The following is a 20574-nucleotide window of genomic DNA, read 5'->3' as shown; positions in this document are numbered from 1 at the left end:
GGAACAAAGTCATGAATGGGTTTAAATACATTATTGCTCTTTGCTTAATCAGCCTGCAGTTTTCTGCTCAAGCTGAGCGAGTTAAAGATGTGTCTATGGTTGAGGGTGTACGCTCTAACCAGTTGGTAGGCTATGGCCTTGTTGTTGGTTTGCCAGGCACAGGTGAGCAAAGCCGGTTCACACAACAAAGTTTTAAAGCCATGCTAAATGGCTTTGGTATCACTTTACCTGATAGCTTAAAACCCAAAATAAAGAATGTCGCAGCGGTGGCTGTGCACGCCGAGCTTCCAGCGTTTAGAAAGCCTGGGCAAACTATTGATGTTACGGTTTCGTCTATAGGTAGTGCGGGCAGTTTACGTGGCGGTACTTTATTACAAACCTTCTTAAAAGGGGTTGATGGCAATACTTATGCGATTGCACAAGGCAGCTTAGTTGTGGGCGGTCTAGGTGCTGAAGGTGCTGATGGTAGCCGAGTTATTATTAACACACCAACAGTAGGTCGTATTCCAAATGGTGCAATTGTAGAACGTGCTATTAAAAGCCCGTTTATGCAAGGCGATTACATTACTTTTAATTTAAATCGTCCAGATTTCACAACAGCAAAGCGCTTAGAGCAAACCATTAACGATTTAGTGGGCCCTGATAGTGCCCAGGCAATCGATGCAGCCTCAGTACGCGTGTTAGCACCGCGAGATGCGTCTCAACGTGTTGCTTATTTGTCTACTCTTGAAAACTTAGAGTTTAAACCTGCAGACACAGCAGCGAAAATTATTGTTAACTCTCGTACCGGTACCATTGTGATTGGCAAAAACGTGAAGCTACAGCCTGCGGCTATTACGCATGGTGGATTAACGGTGACGATCGCTGAGCAGCAAAATGTATCGCAGCCAAATGCGTTAAGTGAGGGTGAAACCACAGTTACCAATCAAAGCATTATTGATGTGAATGAAGATGACTCACGTGCTTTTGTATTTAATCCAGGTGTTAATCTTGATGATCTCGTACGCGCAATCAATGAGGTTGGGGCTGCACCGGGTGACTTAATGGCAATACTTGAAGCTTTAAAAGAAGCGGGGGCGATAAACGGGCAACTGGTTATCATTTAAATTAAAACGCGCTCTAGGGCGCGTTTTTTGTTTTCATATCTTTTAGCACTTTTTATATCTTTCACTCTTCAAGCATTAGCTAAAACTATTGTTTTAAAGTTAGTCAAAACCAATATCATTTATTAGCTATTCATTTCTAAAGATTTTTATTGGCGCAATTTTTGCATTTTAATTTGCATTATTAACTATTGTGTCAAAAAGCTGATGGATACTAATCATCTCGACAAGCAAAACTTTTTTGATTTAGGTAACTTAGACTCACTACGTCAAAGTGCCCTGAAAAGTGATGCCTCTAGCGATGCGTCAAAAGAGGCGCTGAAAAAAGCGGCGGCACAATTCGAATCTATCTTTACGCAAATGCTGCTTAAAAGTATGCGTAAAGCCAATGAGGCATTCGAAGATAAAGATAGCCCATTTAATTCAAGTGGCGTGAAGTTCTTTGAAGAAATGCATGACCAACAGCTTTCAGTCGAGTTGTCGTCGAATGGCTCGCTAGGCTTAGCTGATTTAATCGTTCAGCAGTTATCACCAGACGGTAAACAGTTTACCCCAGGCTCAGTACTAAGAACGACGACTGAGTTTGATAGTGATAAACGAGCAAGAGGGCAAGATGATGCTAATGCTCAAACTAAATCGGTTACAGATACTGAGCTAAATGAGCAGGCTAATAATCGTTTTGACGATGCTGAATCGTTTATTAGTTCTATCTGGGAACATGCCAAAAATGCTGCACAAAAGATTGGCCTGAATCCGGCGGTTATGGTTGCTCAAGCCGCACTTGAAACGGGTTGGGGTAAACACATCATCAGCAAAGCGGATGGTACAAGCAGTAACAACTTATTCAATATTAAATCAGATCAGCGTTGGCAAGGTGATAAAGCAAGTAAGCTTACCCTTGAGTTTGAACAAGGCGTGCCTGTTAAAAAACAAGCAAGTTTCCGCGCATATCAATCAATTAAAGACAGTGTGAATGACTTCGTTGACTTCTTAAATGAAAACCCACGTTACGAAGAAGCACTAAAAAACACTGCAGAACCTGCTGCCTTTTTAGATTCGTTACAAAAAGCAGGCTATGCAACTGATCCAAATTATGCCGATAAAATAAAGCAGGTGCTGAAGCGTGTTGAGCTTCAAAGTGTCGCTGCTTCATTGGTACGTTAAGGAGTAAACCCTCATGTCATTTAGCTTATATGACATTGCTAATGCCGGTGTAAGAGCGAATTCTGAGCTTTTACAAACCACCAGTAAAAACATAGCGAATGTGAATACTGAAGGCTATGTGCGTGAACGCACTGAGTTCACAACCATGATCGACAACCAAGTGGGTCGTGGCGAAACGTATCGCTTGTTAAATGAGTTTGCCCAAAAGCAATTAAATCGTGATACCTCAAATAAGGCATTCTTTGATCAGTTTGTAACTGAAGCAAGCCGAGTCGATAGCCTGTTTTCAGAAGAATCAAACAGTTTATCGACCAGTATCAACTCGTTTTTTAACAACGTACAAGAAAGCTTAAATCAGCCTTCATCAAGAGTCGCTCGTTCACTAGTAATGACTGATGCACAGAACTTGATTGATCAGATGGATAGGTTATCGAGCATCGTGGTTGATCAAAAAGCGGTTGTGAATGAACAATTAGAAATCTTCTCAGATGAGGCGAATAACCTTATCCAAAATATTAGTGATTTGAATACTAAAATTGCGGCGGTTCATGGTACTGATCGTGAGTCAGTCTCTAGTGGTTTATACAATGAGCGTGATAAAGCAATTCGTGATTTATCAGAGTTGATATATATTGAAACACTTGATGGTAATAACGGCGAAAAACAAGTGTATTTAGGCTCAGGTCAAGCACTTGTTATGCAAAGCGGTACATTTAACCTGTTTTCATTTAGTGGCGACCCCGATCCAAACTTTAAAGAGTTAAAGCTCGACGTCAATGGTGGCAAAGCCGTGCCGCTTGAAGTTGATGTAAGTAAATTAAAAGGCAAAATTGGTGGGCTGCTTGCTTTTCGTGATGACATTTTAGTCCCTGCCCAGAATCAACTTGGTCAAATGGGCTTAGCGCTGGCAGATGCATTCAATCAGCAAAACCGCCTAGGTATGGACGCCAATGGTGAAATTGGTGGCGATATTTTTGCTATTCCAACCGTTGATGCATTTAGCTACCAAGCCAATACCGGTTCATCAACCATGACGGCAACGGTTGAACCAGGTAAAGGCAGCGAATTGCCAGCAAGTGATTTTATTATCACCTATACCAGTGCTACCACTGTCGAAATTCAAGCTATTGATAATAAAGGTGAGCCAATTGGCACAGCGTCAACAGCGAATGTGACGGCAGGGGTGATTGATTCATCAACCATCACAGGCGGTGAAGCGTTTGGTTTACAGCTTAATGTATCAAGCACAGCAAATGCCGGTGACCAATTTATGGTGAAGCTTAACTCACAAGCAGCAACAACGTTAGAGCTTGCAACTGAGCGTCCTGAAGACTTAGCGCTTGCTTCGCCCATACGTACTCAAAATGATATAAACAATACCGGTGACGCCAATATTTCGCCGGGTACGGTTACTGACATAGCAAACTCGACGGGTATTACAGTGGGGCCCCCACCTAGTTTGGCTAATAGCGATATAACATTAGTAAAAACGGCGAATGCTAACGAGTATCAAATCACAGATGGTAACGGTACTAGCACCTTTACAATCACACCTCCGGCAGAGAATATTCTTGCGCAAGCAGGGGCGCCATATGATAGCTACGGTTTTGACTTTAATATAGAAGGCACACCTGCTACCGGCGATACTTTTACGCTTGAATTTAACACAGGTGGTTTTGATGATAATCGTAATGGTTTATTACTGGCAGGCTTACAAACTGGCGACTTAGTGCGTCAAAATGTTGAAGCAAGCAGCACCGCTGATAATCATAAAACATTCAACCAAGCATACTCTGGCATTGTCACTGATATTGGTGTTGTTACGAGCCAAGCACAAACCAATGGTGCGGCCTTTACCGCATTGGCTGATCAATCTGAAGCTTGGTACGAGTCATTATCTGGTGTAAACCTTGATGAAGAAGCGGCAAACCTGCTTCGTTTTCAGCAGTCTTATGCGGCATCAGCGCAGGTACTTGCAACAGCACGTACTATTTTTGACACCTTATTAAGTGCGGCGAGGTAATTATGCGTATTTCAAATAATATGATGTATAAGAATAACCTTAATTCTATTCTTAACTCACAGCAAAATGTTAATAAAGCACAAGAGCAGGTTAATACCCAAAAGCGCGTTTTAACTGCTGCGGATGATCCTTCAGCAACTGCACGTGCGTTACTTTATAGTGACCGCATTCAAGGTAATGAACAGTTCACAAAAAATATCACTATGCTGAATAGTCGTTTAACGACGGAAGAAAGTGTGCTGCAAAACATCAAAGGCGCACTTGAATCTGCTTATACATTATCTATTCAAGCAGGTAATGGTGCTTACAGTGATATCGACCGTGAAGGTATTGCTGAAGAAGTTAAAGCATTGCAAAGCACGGTGCTTGATTTAATGAATGCAAAAACCGAAGACGGAAAATATATCTTTTCTGGTTACCAAGATAATACGCCTACTTATAGCTATGACAGTGCATCAGGTCGTTACGAATACGGTGGTGACCAAGGTCAGCACAAAATTAAAGTGGCCGAAGGTGTAGAAATAAAGTCGAGTGATAATGGTTTTGATACGTTCGAAAAAGTAAATGCCCGTTTAAATGTAGCGTCAAATGACGGTACTGTGTCAGGTGGTATCACAAGTTCTAAAATTTATGTCACAGAGCAGGGCGATTTTGATAGCTTCCATAAATCTAACTACAATGCTGATCCGGCTGCAGCAGCGAATGCAAATACATTAAGCTTTATTACCACCACAGGTACACCAAATACTTACGTGGTACAGCAAGCGGGTGTAACAATTGGCAGCGGTAGCTTTGATGAAGGCAAAATTAATTTTAAAGGAATGCAAGTAACTATTGACCCTGTTGCTAACGGGCAAGTTGATGTAGACCTAGAAGCACCACAAAAAGAGAATGCCCTTAATACCTTAGATGATTTAATTGCTGGCCTGACAGCGCCGAACTTAACGCAAGAAGAGTTTGATCAGGTGCTCGCCGATGCTGTTGTACAGCTAAATAATGCTAAAAACCAAGTATCTCTGGTTCAAGCCGGTTTAGGTGGCCGTTTAAACACAGCAAAGAAAATTGAAGAGTCTAATAGCGATCTTGATATAAACAACAAAGCTGCAAAAGCCGAGTTAGTTGAGCTTGATATGGCTGAAGCAATTACAGAGCTTACTAAACAAGAGACTGCACTGCAGGCATCGCAGGCCACATTCGGTCGTTTAGCCAATCTTTCTTTGTTTGATTATCTATAATTAATCTAGGTTAAGCTCATTTTTTGGGCTTAACCTTTAAAACCTGCTTTAAATTACCTACCAAAGAGCCTTTTGAGCGAAATATTTATAAAGTTTTAAACGTCTACAATACATATCTAAAACTATTTTTTAGCTACTCTAAAATGATTGATAAAGATTTTTAAAATTAATTTTCATTTAAATACAACGGTTTAAATAAAAAATGAAAAATTGTTTAAAAATTCGCTAAAGGATTTTTTGACCGGACCGATAACTTAATTAACCAAGCAGCGTAGCAAATAACAGTTACCGCTTAATTAGAGTAAGTTTGAGAGTAAATGATAAGTTTACTTCGGGAGAAATATCATGGCACTTTATGTAAATACAAATGTTAGTTCATTAAACGCACAAAGACAATTAATGAATTCTGGTAACTCACTTGATACTTCATTCAAGCGTTTATCATCAGGTATGAGAATCAACAGCGCAGCTGACGATGCGGCAGGTCTACAAATTTCAGACCGTTTAACATCACAAATCAACGGTCTTAACCAAGGTAACCGAAACGCGAATGATGGTATCTCTTTAGCGCAAACAGCTGAAGGTGCACTAGACGAAGTTACTGCAATGTTCCAACGTGTACGTACGCTAGCGCAACAAGCTGCAAACGGATCAAACACAGATGAAGATCGTTTAGCGATTCAAGAAGAGATTCGCTCATTATCTGCAGAAGTAAATCGTGTTGCTAAAGATACAACGTTTGGTGGACAAAACTTATTAGATGGCTCTTATGAAGCTAGCTTCCAAGTTGGTGCAGATGCTGTGCAAACGATCGGCTTCAGTATGAAAACTGTTGGTAATACAGCTGAAGATACTCAGAATAGAAGCTTAGCTGCACAAGGTGGCTTCACTCTTTCAGGTATTGCAAGCGTTGCAAGTGCAACAGCTGATAAGGGGTTAACAACATTAGCTGCAGGCGTGTCAGATATTTCAGGCGTAGCAATAGCTACTGGAACAGACAGTTTTGCAGCAAGGTTTGATGCTGACACAATTAGTGTATCTACACAAGCAAATGCGCAGTTTGTGTTAGCCGGTATGGATGCAATGATTGCTGTAGTTGATAAAAAACGAGCTGAGTTAGGTGCGGTACAAAACCGTTTCCAATCAACAATTCGTAACCAATCGAATATTGCTGAGAACCTAAGTGCTGCTAAATCACGTATCAAAGATACTGACTTCGCTCAAGAAACAGCTAACTTAACTAAGATGCAAATTTTACAACAAGCTAGCCAAACAATCTTAAGCCAAGCAAACCAACGTCCTCAAGCGGCATTAAGCTTACTAGGTTAATAGTTGGTAACTTGAGTTGAAGTGAAGTCAAAACTTTGACTCAAAAGAAAAGCGCCTTTGTCTAATGGGGTATTAACAAAGGCGCTAAGATCGGATTATAAAGCGGAGGCGCTCAAAATCCTGACAGTAGTGTTCTAACATTTGTAAGAACATAAAATACTAAGCACAGACTGTGCCATAGTTTGTGTTGATTTAACCCACTCTCAACTTATCTCTTTCAAGGCTCCTTTTAGGAGCCTTTTTTCATTCTGTTACTATTTTATCAATAGTTGGCCTATTTATTGCTCTATTTAATTCAAGTTAACTAACTAACACGCAAAGTGGCAGCTTTTTGCCTTAGGCAACTTAGAATTGCCGCCTAGTAAGCCACTTTGTCAAAACACTTTTAAAGTGACTTAACTTTGACAGATAAGAAGAGAGTTTATTATGGCTTTATATGTAAATACTAACGTGAGTGCACTAAACGCACAAAGACAACTAGATAGAACAGGTGGTGATTTAGATACCTCGTTTAAGCGTCTTTCATCAGGCCTACGCATCAACAGTGCGGCTGATGATGCTGCCGGTTTGCAAATTTCTGACCGCTTACAATCACAAATTCTTGGTCTAAATCAGGGTAACCGAAATGCGAATGATGGTATATCACTTGCGCAAACGGCAGAAGGTGCCCTAGAGGAAATTACTAGTTCATTTCAAAGGATTAGAACGCTTTCGCAGCAAGCTGCGAATGGTTCGAATACAGATGAAGATCGTTTAGCTATCCAAGAAGAAATTCGTCAGTTATCAGCAGAAGTAAACCGAATTGCTTCAGATACAACGTTTGGTGGTCAGAACTTACTTGATGGTAGTTATTCTGCTAGCTTTCAAGTAGGAGCTGATGCAGTGCAAACAATTGGATTTAGTATGCAATCTGTTGGTAATACGGCTGAAGATACTCAAAATAGAAGCTTAGCCGCTCAAGGTGGCTTTACTCTTTCAGGTATTGCAAGTGTTGCAAGTGCAACAGCTGATAATGGATTAACATCATTAGCTGCAGGGGTGTCAGATATTTCAGGCGTAGCTATAGCTACTGGAACAGATAGCTTTGCAGCAAGGTTTGATGCTGACACAATTAGTGTATCTACACAAGCAAATGCGCAGTTTGTGTTAGCCGGTATGGATGCAATGATTGCCGTCGTAGATAAAAAGCGAGCAGAACTTGGAGCGGTGCAAAACCGCTTTCAATCTACTATTCGAAACCAAGCGAATATTTCTGAAAACTTAAGTGCTGCAAAATCACGAATTAAAGATGCTGACTTTGCAGCAGAAACGGCAGCACTAACAAAGAACCAAATTTTACAACAAGCAAGCCAAACAATTTTAGGTCAAGCAAATCAACGACCTCAAGCGGCTTTAAGCTTACTACAAGGTTAAAATTTAATAATTAGTTAAAAAATTTACAAATAAAGCTAAAGCTTTCGCTTTATCGGACGATAACTGAGTTAGAGAACTATAAATCTAGGACTCTAAGTCGGTTAAGTAGCTGGGTAGGGGTATCCCGCTGTTTAGCTATAAAATGATAAAGCGGAGGCTAATATGGCTTTATATGTAAACACAAATGTGAGTTCTTTGAACGCACAACGCCAGTTAATGAATTCTGGTAATTCACTGGACACTTCATTCAAGCGTCTATCATCAGGTTTACGCATTAACAGTGCAAAAGATGACGCTGCTGGTATGCAGATCGCTAACCGTTTAACAAGTCAAGTTAATGGTTTAACGCAAGGTAACCGAAATGCGAACGACGGTATTTCTTTAGCGCAAACAGCTGAAGGTGCGCTAGATGAGGTAACATCGATGTTCCAGCGTATTCGTACTCTTGCACAACAAGCTTCAAATGGTTCAAATACAGATGAGGACCGTTTAGCACTTCAAGAAGAGATTCGCTCTCTTTCTGAGGAAGTAAATCGTGTAGCTGAAGATACAACTTTCGGTGGGCAAAACCTTCTTGATGGTACTTATGATGCTAGCTTTCAAGTTGGTGCAGATGCCGTTCAAACTATAGGTTTCAGCATGAAAACTGTAGGGAACACATCTGAAGATACTCAAAATAGAAGCTTAGCTGCTCAAGGTGGATTTACTCTTTCAGGTATTGCAAGTGTTGCAAGTGCAACAGCTGATAAGGGGTTAACAACTTTAGCTGCAGGCGTGTCAGATATTTCAGGCGTAGCAATAGCTACTGGAACAGATAGTTTTGCTGCAAGGTTTGATGCTGACACTATTAGTGTCTCTACACAAGCCAATGCACAGTTTATTCTTGCAGGTATGGATGCAATGATTGCGGTCGTAGATAAAAAGCGAGCAGAACTAGGTGCGGTACAAAACCGTTTCCAATCCACTATTCGAAATCAAAGTAACGTGGCAGAAAATTTAAGCGCTGCGAAATCACGTATCCAAGATACAGACTTTGCCCAAGAAACAGCTAACTTAACGAAGATGCAAATCTTACAACAAGCTAGCCAATCAATCTTAAGCCAAGCAAATCAACGTCCTCAAGTAGCACTTTCACTACTAGGCTAATATTTGTTTTATAAGTCACTTCAGACTCAGGAAATTTGCTCTGAAGTGGCTTATACTTAACGAGTAAGATATTAAGAGGTGTTACTATGATAGATCTTAATTCAACACAAAGGTCTAATGATAACCTTACTACCAGTGGAAATTCTGCAAATTTAAAAGCTGAAATCGATGATATTAAAGCAAATAAAGGCACAGAACTTGCTGGAAGGGAGGCGGTGGATATTGAGCTGGTTTCTAAACAAAATGAGCAAAAAGACAAAAAAGTTCTAATTGCCGAAGTAAAACAAAACTTAGAAAAGCTTAATAGTTATATCCCAGTTACATCAACAAATTTAATTTTTGAATTTGATGAAAAAGGTGATCCACCCATTATCAAAGTTCTTGATAAAGAAAATGATGAAGTAATTCGAGAGATTCCAACAGAAGAATTTCGCGAAGTAGCTAAAGCTTTAGAAGAATTTGCCGATAAATTAAGCAATAAAGGTTTGTTGTTCGATAGAACAGCGTAGCAATACAGTTTTTTAGGAGTATTACAATGGCATTAATTACATCTGCTGGGGTTGGTTCTGGGCTTGATCTGGAAAGCATCATCAGTGCAACATTATCAGCTGAGAATACCCCTAAACTACAAGCTTTTGCAGAAAAAGAAGAGTCCCTGAAGGTTGAACTATCTTCGTTGGGCGAAGTTAAATCAGCTATGTCAAAGCTTCAGGATACTATCGAAAAGCTTGCTGATATTGATAATTTTAACAAGCGTATTGCAAATATTAAGCAACCGACTAGTGATGATGGTGACCTCATATCTGTAACACCAACTTCAGATATCTCGCCTGGGGATTTTAATATTGAAGTGATTGAGCTTGCTCAGGGTAGTCGTGCTACCTCAAATGCTGGTCTATTTACTTCAACAGACGATGTTGTTACAGCTTCTGGCGGTACTTTATATTTTGCTGCTGGTGATGAGAGCTTTGATTTAACGCTTGATGCAGGTGCGACCTTAGCGGATTTACGTGATGCTATTAATGATTCAGATGAGAACTTCGGTGTAACTGCAAACATCATTAATACGGGCACGGAGTCTAAACTTGTTCTCACATCAAATGTATCAGGTGCAGGTAATGATTTAGTTATTACCAACGATACTGCTGAACTTGATAATGTTTCAACACTTGCTAACGATGGTGTTACTGCAGGCGGTATTGCTATTGCTGCTGATGATGAAGCTAAAAGTGCAGAAATCAAAGTTGATGGTATTTCAATTGTTAATGATACCAATACATTTAAAGATGCTGTACAAGACATGACAATTGTTGCAAAGCGACAAAGTGTTGACGGTGAAACAGCGAAGTTATCTGTAAACGTAGACACTGAAAGTGTTACTAAGCTAGTTGATGAGTTTATCGCGAACTATAATAACCTAATAGGTCAAATTGGCTTGCAAACGCGTGTAGGTAAGCCTTTAAATGCTGATTCGACTATTCGTTCATTCGATTCTCAATTAATTAATGCTCTTTCAACACCTATTACGGATGCAGGTCCTTTTTCAAGTATCTTTGATATTGGTTTAGGTGTTGATAAAGATGGTTACTTGGAAAAATCTAGCCTAGTCCGTAGCTTAAATGAAGCAATGGATGAAAATTATGATGATATTGGCAAGGCTTTTGCAGGTGAAAATGGGATAGCAAAACAATTAGAGTCTCTTTTTGACAATTATTTAGACTCTAAAGGAATCATGAATCAACGAGAAACTAACTTAAATTCTCAACTTGATGACCTAGAAGATGATGTTATTAATCATGAATATAGAATGGAAGAGTTAGAAGTAAGGCTTCGCCAGCAATATGCAGGCTTAGATGTGTTGTTAGCGCAAATGCAGTCAACACAAACTTACTTAAGTGCACAACTATCTAGTCTTCCAGGATTTACTAAGTCATCATCATAAAAGTTATTTTTCTCTTTGTTTAGGCATATAGGTGAACCATGTACAACGCAAAAGTTAAAAATTATCAAAAAGAAGCACTTAAAACTCGCATTGCAGGTGCTGACCGTTACGAAATCATTCAAATGCTAATGGCTGGCGCTATTGAAAAGATGGTGCTGGCGAAAGTGGCAATTGAAAAAAGGCACCTTGAAGTCAAAAGTGAACATTTATCAAAAGCATCTGCAATCTTAGAGGCTCTTCGTGGTTGTTTAGATTTTGAAGTGGGTGGTGAGGTTACAGAGAACCTATATGCTTTATACTCATATATGATCGACCGTTTGTTAGATGCAAGTATTAAAAATGACACTTCGATTATTGACGAAGTTTCTGGTTTATTGAAAGAAATCAAATCAGCCTGGGATGCGATCCCTGTTGAAACTCGTAATCAAACTTTTTCTGAAAATAGCGCCCATGCAAGCTAAAATTGAGCAAGCAAAAGCAATTTTAGATGTGTTGGAACAAAATTTTAATTCAATGAGTATTGATGATGCTAAATCTAAAGCGCTAGAATTAATGCTTTGTTTAAAAAAAATTTTTGAAAGTCCAAAGTCTTTGAGTGAAGCTGAACAGCATACTCTCATTATACTTGATGAGCGTCTCAATAAATTTTGTATTACCCTGAGTCAAGCAAAAGAAAATAGTAAGAGCGAGCTCTCAAAGCTTGTACAAAATAAAAAGAAAGTTGGGCTATATAACCAACTAAAATAGGCTATCTATGACCTTACCTGATGATTTAAAAGCTCAATTTACTGAGCTTGAACAAAAACTAAATCAAGCTCAAGAACAGCAAATTAGAGAGCAGAAGTTTGCAGTTGACGCTAATGAACGTTTTCAAAATAACTTCATAGCCTTTGAAAAGTTTTACCCTAACATAGCACGTGCTATTGAGAATTATCAACCTCGTGAAGACTTCTGCATTCATGTTACTAAAACTGGGTTTGGTAATTTTATTTGCAAGGGCGAATCAACTCCCATTTATTCTGATTCACCATTAGAGCAAGCTAAGGTTCAAGTGACTAAATCTATAGAATCTCCAACGTTTACTTTAACATCATATTCTCATTACCCTAAAGATATGAGGGATACACGGCTACACATTGAGTTTATGAGAAAGTTGGGCAAAGAAATAGGGAGTATTGAAGAGGATGGGAGTTTTGAAGCTTTACAAGGGTTACCCAGCAGATTTCCTACAGCAATGATATTTGGAATTGGTTTAGGTTACCACCTTCCAATATTACTTAGTAAAACCGATTTTGATTATGTTTTTGTTATTGAGCCAGATTTTGAGGTTTTTTTTGCAAGTTTATATTGTACTGACTGGTATGAAATCATAAATAAATTAGACAATGATGGTAGTTGTTTGTTTTTACTTTTAGGCGCTACTTCTGAAACTATTGTTAATGATTTAAAAACAATATCTGAAGATATTGGTGCATTTTCTATTGTGAGAAGTTTCTGTTATCAGCATACACCAATGCCTGAACTAAACTCTGTAATTACAAAGTTCTTTGAGGATTATTTTCAGTTTCAGTTCGGTCATGGCTTTTACAATGATGCAATAACTGGGCTTTCGCATTCTTTTTATCATTTGAAGAATGGCACTTCTCTATATTCACCCAAAAACAGACTTGCATTAGCGCTTAGCGATACCCCCGTTTTAATTGTTGGAAATGGTCCTTCTCTTGATGAAGTAAAAGACTTTTTAATTAAAAACCAAGATAATGCGATTATTTTTGCATGCGGAACTGCGCTCACATCTTTATTAAGAATGGGGGTAAAGGTTGATTTTCATATTTTAGTTGAAAGACCCTACAGGAATTACCAGGCTGTACTAGATATGGCTTCAAAGTCTGAATTAAACAATATTAACCTGATGTCTGTAAATACAGTCTATCCTGATACCACAGGGTTGTACAATTGGTCAGGCTTAGCTCTGAAAGGAAACGAAGCCGGAACTGACTTTATTAACAGCCAATTAATGTTAAATGGTTATCAAAAAATAATACCCACCTCCTATTCAAACCCTTTGGTAGCAAATACAGGTTTGTCATTTGCAATTCATTTTGGTTTTAAAAACATCTATTTAATGGGGGTTGATAACGGTAAAAGTAATAATGGTAAATCGCATTCAATTTTCAGTATTTATAATGATAATTCAGGTCAAAAGTATAGGTATAATGCGAGTAAAAAAAATGATGGTTATTTAAAGGGGAATCTTGGTGGTAAGGTTTTAACTAACCATCTTTACAAAGTTTCAAATAATCAATTAGAGAGATTAATCGAGTTAAGCTCCTCAAATATTTATAATGTTGGTAGTGGAGCTTATATTGAAGGGGCAATTCCAGTAAAAGTTGAGGATCTGATAGATTTAGATTCTATTGATAAAAAGGTAACAATCGAAGCCATAAAGAATTTATTTACAGCAGTTGATTTCAAAGGGGTAAATTCTGATTCTTTGAATAAAAATGAGATCGATGAAGTGTTTGAGCATTTGATTAGTATTGCTAGCGAAATTCCGAAGAGTATCGAGGATGCCTCTAATATTCTTAAAAGACAGCAAAGATATTTGTATACATATAAGAAAACGTTGAAAAGTCATATTTTTCATATAATCAAAGGATCTTTGTTGTACTACCATTGTCCAATGGTGACATATTTGTTTAAATTTGATGAAAGTAGCTCTCTAATCATTTATTCTCGTCTTAATGGTTTATGGGTTAGTTATTTAAAAGATATGAAAAGCCACTGTGAAAGACATCTGCTTGATAAGTGTGATTGGGAACTATACTAAACGATTTAAATTATTTAATTTTAGAGAAATGCTATGGTGCGTTATCCAGATGTAAATGCCAGACTTTACTATGATTTGGCTTATATTAGAAAAGTAGAAGAAGCGATAGCTGAAGTATATCCGAGCGACAAGATTAAGAGCCCTGTGCATTTGGCGATCGGTCAAGAGTTCATATGTTCTGCTGTAATAGATCACCTCAAGGAATCAGATTATGCATGCGGTACTTATAGGGGGCATGGCGTTTATCTTGCGAAAGGTGGAAACTTAAACGCGATGATGGCAGAACTATATGGGAAGGTAACGGGGTGTGCAAAAGGAAGAGCTGGTTCCATGCACTTAGTTGACTCCCAACAAGGTATTATTGGTATGTCAGCTGTTGTTGGTACTGGAATTCCTGTTGCTGTAGGTTATGCCTTGGCTATTAAGCAAAAAAAATCACCAGATGTGGTAGTTGTTTTTATGGGCGATGGTGCAACTGAAGAAGGTTGTTTCAGTGAAAGTATCAACTTTGCTGCATTACACAAACTTCCAATCTTATTTGTATGTGAAAATAATCAATTAGCGATCCATGAACCAATAGAAAAGCGATGGGCGACGCCCTATTTAGCCGAACGAGTAAGTACATACGGAATTCCATCTAAACAGTTTACCAAACCAGATATATTAGCAATACATGAATATGTTGGAGCACAGATCGAGCAAATGCGAAAGGGGTCAGGACCTTCTTTCATAGAGTGCTTTACTCATCGTTGGAGTGAGCATGTTGGACCGAATGAAGACTATGACCAAGGCTATAGAACTTCAGAAGATGCTAAGCAGTGGCGGGAAAATGATGTTTTGATAACTCTAGGCCAAACTCTAACACCAGAGCTGCGTGATAGTATCGATAGAAAAATTGAGACCAAAATTAAAGAAGCTTTAGAGTTTGCAGAACAAAGCCCATTTCCTGATCCTACGGAGCTGTACGATTATGTCTACGCTAAATAACACTCGCCTATTAAAATATTACGAAGCACTTAATGAAGGTGCTGAGCAGGCGATGCTTGAAGATCAACGCGTATTTATGATGGGTCTAGATGTAGACGATCATAAAGGAATACAAGGCTCAACACTTGGATTGGTTGATAAGTTTGGAACAGAGCGAGTATTTACCACTCCTTTATCTGAAGATGCCATGACAGGCGTTGCAATTGGAGCTGCAATGGCTGGGCAACGTCCTATTCACGTCCATATACGTATGGACTTTATGATGTTGTGTATGAATCAGTTAGTTAATATTGCAGCAAAAAGTCACTATATGTACGGTGGTACGGTTCAAGTTCCTCTAGTAGTGAGAACTATGATTGGTAAATCTTGGGGGCAGGGAGCCCAGCACTCACAGGGACTTCACGCAATGTTTGCGCATGTTCCTGGACTGAAAGTAGTGGCCCCATCTAATGCTTATGATGCTAAGGGGTTAACAATACAAGCTGTTAGGGATAATAACCCTGTTATCATAATGGAACATAGGTTGCTCTATGGTACTGAGTCCTATGTTCCAGAGCAACCATATACTGTCGAATTTGGTAAATCTAGGGTAATAGAAGAGGGCTCCGACATCACTATAGTTGCCATTTCCAATATGGTTACTGAGGCAATTCGTGCTGCGGAATTACTCTCAATGCAAGGAGTAAGTGTAGAAATTGTTGACCCTGTAACAATTTCACCATTAGATTCTAAAACTATAGAGCAATCGGTAAATAAGACTGGAAAGCTATTAATAGTTGATAATGGCTGGCTTAATTGTGGAATTTCTGCGGAAATATCTGCTAGGGTTGCTGAAAGCGAGCTTATTACAAGAAAAGTACAGGTTAAGCGACTTGGTTTTGCTGCAACTACTTGTCCAACAACTCCATCGCTAGAAAATGCTTTTTACCCATCGCCTAAATCAATAGCAGTAACAGCTATGAATTTATGCCATCCAGAAAGTACTTGGGAGCCAAGCGATACTCAATGTGAGTTGGCATACCAGAAGCAATTTAAAGGACCATTTTAATGTCATATAATTTAGCTGCACCTAGCTGGGGAAAAGAAGAGTTAGAGGCACTACAAAAAGTAATCGATTCTGGTTTTTTTACCATGGGCCCAATTGTATCAGAATTTGAGCGACAGTTTGCCAGCTACCATAAAAAGAAACATGCAATTATGGTGAATTCGGGGTCATCAGCTAATTTAATATCAGTAGCCTCACTATTTTTTAAAAAAAACAACCCCCTTAAACGAGGAGATGAGGTATTAGTACCAGCTTTAAGTTGGGCTACTACATATCATCCGTTACAACAATATGGCTTAAAAGTTAGGTTTATTGATATTGAGCTTGAAACGTTGAATATGGACCCTGATATTTTGCGTGAGGCGATAACAGAAGATACACGTATGATTTTAGGGGTTAGTATTTTAGGTAACCCTGCAGCACTAGATGTTATGCGAGAAGTTGCTGATGAAAATGGATTGTACTTTATGGAAGATAACTGTGAGTCTATGGATGCGGAGTTAAATGGTAAAAAAGCTGGTACATTTGGAGACCTCAATACATTTAGTTTCTTTTTTTCCCATCATATTTCAACCATGGAAGGCGGAATGATTTTGACAGATGATGATGAGCTAAATGAAGTTTGCCGTAGCCTAAGAGCCCATGGTTGGACTAGAGACCTACCAGCTGATTCTCTTTTATTCGATAAAAAAGAGGATGATCTTTTCGAAGCTTATCGTTTCATTTTACCTGGCTATAATGTAAGGCCAACTGAGTTGAACGCAGCTGCAGGTATTGAGCAATTGAAAAAGCTGCCTGATTTTACTAAAGCGAGAAGGAAAAATTTCGCATTATTTAAATCGCTATTTGCAAATGATGATAGATTCATTATTCAAAAAGAGAATGGTGTAAGCTCATGCTTTTGCTTTACAATAATTTTAAATCCAGAGATGAAGTTCGACCGTTCAGCTATTTTTGATGCACTAACTGAAGCAGGAATCGGTTTTAGAATTATTACTGGAGGAAACTTTTTACGACACGATGTAATAAAGTATTACGATTACACTGAAGCTTCGTCGATAGTTAACGCTAATATTGCTCATGACAATGGTTTTTTTGTTGGTAATCATCCATTTGACTTAAGTGCTGAGTTAGTTAAATTACGTAAAGTATTAGATAATGTTGCCAAGGAGGTAATCTAATGGCTTTAAATATTTTAGTAACAGGTGGTGCTGGTTACTTGGGTTCTATTATGGTCCCTGAATTACTTCGAAAAGGTCATAAAGTAACAGTTCTAGATAATTTTATGTTTGGGCAAGACTCTCTCAACGCTGTTTGTGTGAACCCTAATTTTTCTGTTATTCGTGGTGACTGTCGAAATTTAAGCTTAATGTCTAGTCTGGCAAGTAAACATGATGTAATTATCCCGCTAGCAGCACTAGTAGGAGCGCCGTTGTGCTCCCGTGATGAAGTTGGAACTATAACAACGAACAGGGATTCAGTTATTTCGCTTACTAAGCTTCTAAGTAAAGAGCAAATGATTTTAATGCCTATCACTAACAGTGGTTATGGAATAGGTGAGTCTGGGAAGTTATGCACAGAGGAAAGTCCACTTAACCCTATCAGCTTATATGGTAAGACCAAAGTTGAAGCTGAAGCAGCAGTGCTTGAGCGTGAAACATCAATAAGCTTTAGACTCGCTACTGTTTTTGGTTTTGCTCCGAGAATGCGCTTGGATTTATTAGTTAATGATTTTGTGTATCGCGCAGTAAAGGATAAAGCAGTTGTTCTGTTTGAATCTCATTTCAAACGTAATTATATCCATATTCGCGATGTAACTAGGGCCTTTCTTCACGGACTAGAAAATTTCGAAACAATGAAAGGTGAAGCCTATAATGTAGGTCTTTCAGATGCCAATCTATCTAAGCTAGAGCTTTGCCAAAAAATACAGAAGCAAGTGCCGCAGTTTACATTTTTAGAAGCACCGATAGGAGAAGATCCTGATAAACGTGACTATATCGTTTCTAACGATAAAGTTGAGGCTACTGGCTTTTTACCTAAATATTCTTTAGAAGATGGTATTTCCGAACTTGTTAAGGGCTACAATATGATATCAAATACAAAATATAGCAATGTCTAAGATTTTCGATTTAAACAATAAGAAGGTATTTGTTGCAGGCCATAAAGGGCTAGTTGGAAAAGCGCTTATAAAAGCGCTTTCTACGTTAGATGTGGAAATAATCACAGCAGATAAAGAATCTCTTGATTTGCGAAGCCAGTCCGATGTAAAAAACTTTATTGCTGATACAAAGCCAAATGTAATTATTGGTGCTGCAGCGATGGTTGGTGGTATTGAGGCCAATCGTACCCAGCCAGTTGAGTTTTTGTACGATAACTTAATGATTGCAACAAACTTAATACGTTCAAGTGCCGAATTAGGTGTTGAGCGGTTTCTTAATCTAGCTTCTAACTGTTTTTACCCAAGGCTTGCAGAACAGCCAATTCAAGAGAAAAGCTTACTAACCGGTCCATTTGAACCAACAAACGAAGCTTACGCTATTGCTAAGGTCGCAGCTACAAAGTTAACAGAGTATTATGCCCGGCAGTATGACCGTAAGTATTTAACACTAGTTCCTACTAGCCTCTATGGTCCCGGTGATCATTTTAATGATGAACGAGGTCATGTAATTCCAGCTTTGATAAACCGATTTCATAAAGCAAAGTTAGATGGAAAAAGTGAGGTTATGCTATGGGGGAGTGGAGAGCCGACCCGAGAGTTTTTATATGTGGATGATGCTGCAAAAGGAATGCTGTATTTTTTAGAGCATTATGAGGGGGTTGAGCCGATTAACTTATGCGGTGGAGAGATCGTTTCAATTAAGGAGTTAGGTTCCATGATTGCTGCTGTGACTGGGTACTCCGGACAAATCCTGTGGGACTCTTCTAAACCAGACGGAATGCCCCATAAATCACTTGATAAAACACTTTGCCAGCAATTTAAATGGCGACCTGAAGTGGACTTTAAAACAGGTCTTACCATGACATACCAGGACTACTTAAAACAATGCTAAATAGTCCAAGAACCTTTTTTGCCATTCATTTGTTTGAAACAAAGCCTTACGAAGACTCAGCAGGAAAATTAGAGGTGAGGGAGCCTATGGTTCAGTCTGGCTTACTTGGTGAACATGAAACCTATGCATTTGGTTGGCAAGAGGCAGACAGTGAAGAACTAGTAAGTCGGTCTGTAGACAATTGTTTGTCTAAAACTGGTCAAGCCCCAGTTGTAGTTTATGGTGCTGGGGCTCATACAACACAATATTGGAAGTACATTAGTCGTCTTAATGTTATTGCTATTGCTGATAAGAATGAAAAGCTCTGGGGTAAAAAACTAAACGACTTACCTATAATATCACCTCAAGATATAGGCTCTTATAGTTTAAATGTACTGGTTTCTAGCCGAGCTTACGAAGATAATATATATACAGAGTTATCCCAAAGATATCCGACTGCAGCACTTTTTAAGCTTTATGGAACTGAGTTTATGGCTGCAGCATTGGGAAAGTGGTGTGAAGAACTAGAGTCACGCATTTTGGCATTCAAGCCGGTTCTTTTGGTACATACTCCCACTCATGTAAAAGAAAATATTCCTAAATCATTTTTTCTTAACTTAAAAAGTCAGCTACCTAAGTTGAAAATTGTAACAGTATGGTGGGATTATGATGAAGAGAATGAAGAGTCGGGGTATTTAGATTACGAAAGAGATGTATTAGAGTATGCAGATTTGATAATTGAAAACTCTAATGCAAGTAGGCTAAAAAAAATGGCTAAAAAGCTTCCTCCTTACCAATTACATTGCCATCCTGAAAAAGTTATTTTTCATCCCACTTGGTTTGATCCTTCTCTTTTTTATACCACTCCAGAAGAGCCTAAAGAAGTTAAAATTGGGTTATTTGGTAGCTTAGTTGGTGAGCGGGAAAAGTGGGTTAAAACTCTGAGTAAACACTTTGGTAAGTGCTTTAAGCACTTTGGAGGTGTTTCTGGGCAAGCAAGAAAGCCACTATCAATTAAAGAGTACGCAGATACGATAAGAAAAACGCAAGTAGTTATTAATACTCAAACTTACAGTTTTAGAAGCCAATGTAAGGGGAAAGTTAGGGAAGCTATACAGGCAGGGGCTTACCTAATTGAGCAAGATAATAAAGAAACAAGGCACTTTCAGTCAAAATATCCAGAATTTTACATAAATTATTTTGATTCAGAAGCTTCTTTGATTGAAAAAGTGGAGTTCTTACTGAGTGATAGTAGGCCAAAGCTTCCAAATGTTAATTCTAAAGAGCTTTGTAAAACCTGGACTTTTCATGTTTTAAAGTCCTTATAA

General features: G+C 38.7%; 18 protein-coding genes. All 18 read left to right on the top strand.

The genetic code is table 11. The features are described 5' to 3' along the window. Window positions 1-11: 11 nt before the first annotated feature. The 18 genes from ACSFVZ_RS08235 to ACSFVZ_RS08150 all read left to right on the top strand — a co-directional run bounded on the left by ACSFVZ_RS08235 (window position 12) and on the right by ACSFVZ_RS08150 (window position 20574). A complete protein-coding gene (locus tag ACSFVZ_RS08235) occupies window positions 12-1106 on the top strand; it encodes a flagellar basal body P-ring protein FlgI (RefSeq protein WP_435558593.1) in 1095 nt (364 codons plus the stop codon). 204 nt (window positions 1107-1310) lie between these two features. Then, the gene (flgJ, locus tag ACSFVZ_RS08230) at window positions 1311-2267 is read left to right on the top strand and encodes a flagellar assembly peptidoglycan hydrolase FlgJ (RefSeq protein WP_135923826.1); all 957 of its coding nucleotides are present in this window, start codon (window positions 1311-1313) and stop codon (window positions 2265-2267) included. Window positions 2268-2280: 13 nt separating this feature from the next. Next, complete coding sequence (flgK, locus tag ACSFVZ_RS08225) at window positions 2281-4290, top strand: flagellar hook-associated protein FlgK (protein ID WP_435558592.1); 2010 nt, start codon at window positions 2281-2283, stop codon at window positions 4288-4290. Between the two features lie 2 nt (window positions 4291-4292). Continuing rightward, the gene (flgL, locus tag ACSFVZ_RS08220) at window positions 4293-5525 is read left to right on the top strand and encodes a flagellar hook-associated protein FlgL (protein ID WP_435558591.1); all 1233 of its coding nucleotides are present in this window, start codon (window positions 4293-4295) and stop codon (window positions 5523-5525) included. 345 nt (window positions 5526-5870) lie between these two features. Next, complete coding sequence (locus tag ACSFVZ_RS08215; protein ID WP_435558590.1) at window positions 5871-6854, top strand: flagellin N-terminal helical domain-containing protein; 984 nt, start codon at window positions 5871-5873, stop codon at window positions 6852-6854. A 426-nt stretch (window positions 6855-7280) separates the two neighbouring features. Continuing rightward, complete coding sequence (locus tag ACSFVZ_RS08210) at window positions 7281-8267, top strand: flagellin N-terminal helical domain-containing protein (RefSeq protein ID WP_435558589.1); 987 nt, start codon at window positions 7281-7283, stop codon at window positions 8265-8267. 162 nt (window positions 8268-8429) lie between these two features. Next, window positions 8430-9413, top strand: coding sequence for a flagellin N-terminal helical domain-containing protein (locus tag ACSFVZ_RS08205; RefSeq protein ID WP_435558588.1), 984 nt, complete (start codon window positions 8430-8432; stop codon window positions 9411-9413). Between the two features lie 86 nt (window positions 9414-9499). Continuing rightward, a complete protein-coding gene (locus ACSFVZ_RS08200; protein WP_435558587.1) occupies window positions 9500-9922 on the top strand; it encodes a flagellar protein FlaG in 423 nt (140 codons plus the stop codon). 26 nt (window positions 9923-9948) lie between these two features. After that, window positions 9949-11355, top strand: coding sequence for a flagellar filament capping protein FliD (fliD, locus tag ACSFVZ_RS08195; RefSeq protein ID WP_435558586.1), 1407 nt, complete (start codon window positions 9949-9951; stop codon window positions 11353-11355). Window positions 11356-11393: 38 nt separating this feature from the next. Continuing rightward, the gene (fliS, locus tag ACSFVZ_RS08190; RefSeq protein ID WP_435558585.1) at window positions 11394-11816 is read left to right on the top strand and encodes a flagellar export chaperone FliS; all 423 of its coding nucleotides are present in this window, start codon (window positions 11394-11396) and stop codon (window positions 11814-11816) included. Then, complete coding sequence (locus ACSFVZ_RS08185) at window positions 11806-12102, top strand: hypothetical protein (RefSeq protein ID WP_435558584.1); 297 nt, start codon at window positions 11806-11808, stop codon at window positions 12100-12102. The genes fliS and ACSFVZ_RS08185 overlap by 11 nt, the downstream gene beginning before the upstream one ends. Before the next feature lie 7 nt (window positions 12103-12109). Further along, window positions 12110-14185: a motility associated factor glycosyltransferase family protein gene (locus ACSFVZ_RS08180; RefSeq protein WP_435558583.1), complete on the top strand. Its 2076-nt coding sequence runs from the start codon at window positions 12110-12112 to the stop codon at window positions 14183-14185. A 33-nt stretch (window positions 14186-14218) separates the two neighbouring features. Beyond that, window positions 14219-15172, top strand: a complete 954-nt coding sequence (locus ACSFVZ_RS08175; RefSeq protein WP_435558581.1) for a thiamine pyrophosphate-dependent dehydrogenase E1 component subunit alpha — start codon at window positions 14219-14221, stop codon at window positions 15170-15172. Next, window positions 15156-16220 carry an alpha-ketoacid dehydrogenase subunit beta gene (locus ACSFVZ_RS08170; RefSeq protein WP_435558580.1) on the top strand — a complete coding sequence of 355 codons (1065 nt, stop codon included), beginning with the start codon at window positions 15156-15158 and terminating at the stop codon, window positions 16218-16220. The genes ACSFVZ_RS08175 and ACSFVZ_RS08170 overlap by 17 nt, the downstream gene beginning before the upstream one ends. Beyond that, window positions 16220-17398, top strand: coding sequence for a DegT/DnrJ/EryC1/StrS family aminotransferase (locus tag ACSFVZ_RS08165; RefSeq protein ID WP_435558579.1), 1179 nt, complete (start codon window positions 16220-16222; stop codon window positions 17396-17398). The genes ACSFVZ_RS08170 and ACSFVZ_RS08165 overlap by 1 nt, the downstream gene beginning before the upstream one ends. Then, window positions 17398-18336: an NAD-dependent epimerase/dehydratase family protein gene (locus ACSFVZ_RS08160; protein WP_435558578.1), complete on the top strand. Its 939-nt coding sequence runs from the start codon at window positions 17398-17400 to the stop codon at window positions 18334-18336. Before ACSFVZ_RS08165 ends, ACSFVZ_RS08160 begins: the two co-directional genes overlap by 1 nt. Then, a complete protein-coding gene (locus ACSFVZ_RS08155) occupies window positions 18329-19267 on the top strand; it encodes a GDP-L-fucose synthase family protein (RefSeq protein ID WP_435558577.1) in 939 nt (312 codons plus the stop codon). The genes ACSFVZ_RS08160 and ACSFVZ_RS08155 overlap by 8 nt, the downstream gene beginning before the upstream one ends. Further along, window positions 19261-20574, top strand: a complete 1314-nt coding sequence (locus tag ACSFVZ_RS08150; RefSeq protein ID WP_435558576.1) for a nucleoside-diphosphate sugar epimerase/dehydratase — start codon at window positions 19261-19263, stop codon at window positions 20572-20574. The genes ACSFVZ_RS08155 and ACSFVZ_RS08150 overlap by 7 nt, the downstream gene beginning before the upstream one ends.

This window comes from Pseudoalteromonas nanhaiensis, from assembly GCF_051235485.1.
Lineage (GTDB): Bacteria > Pseudomonadota > Gammaproteobacteria > Enterobacterales > Alteromonadaceae > Pseudoalteromonas > Pseudoalteromonas lipolytica_C.
This window is presented reverse-complemented; position numbering and strand designations above follow the sequence as displayed.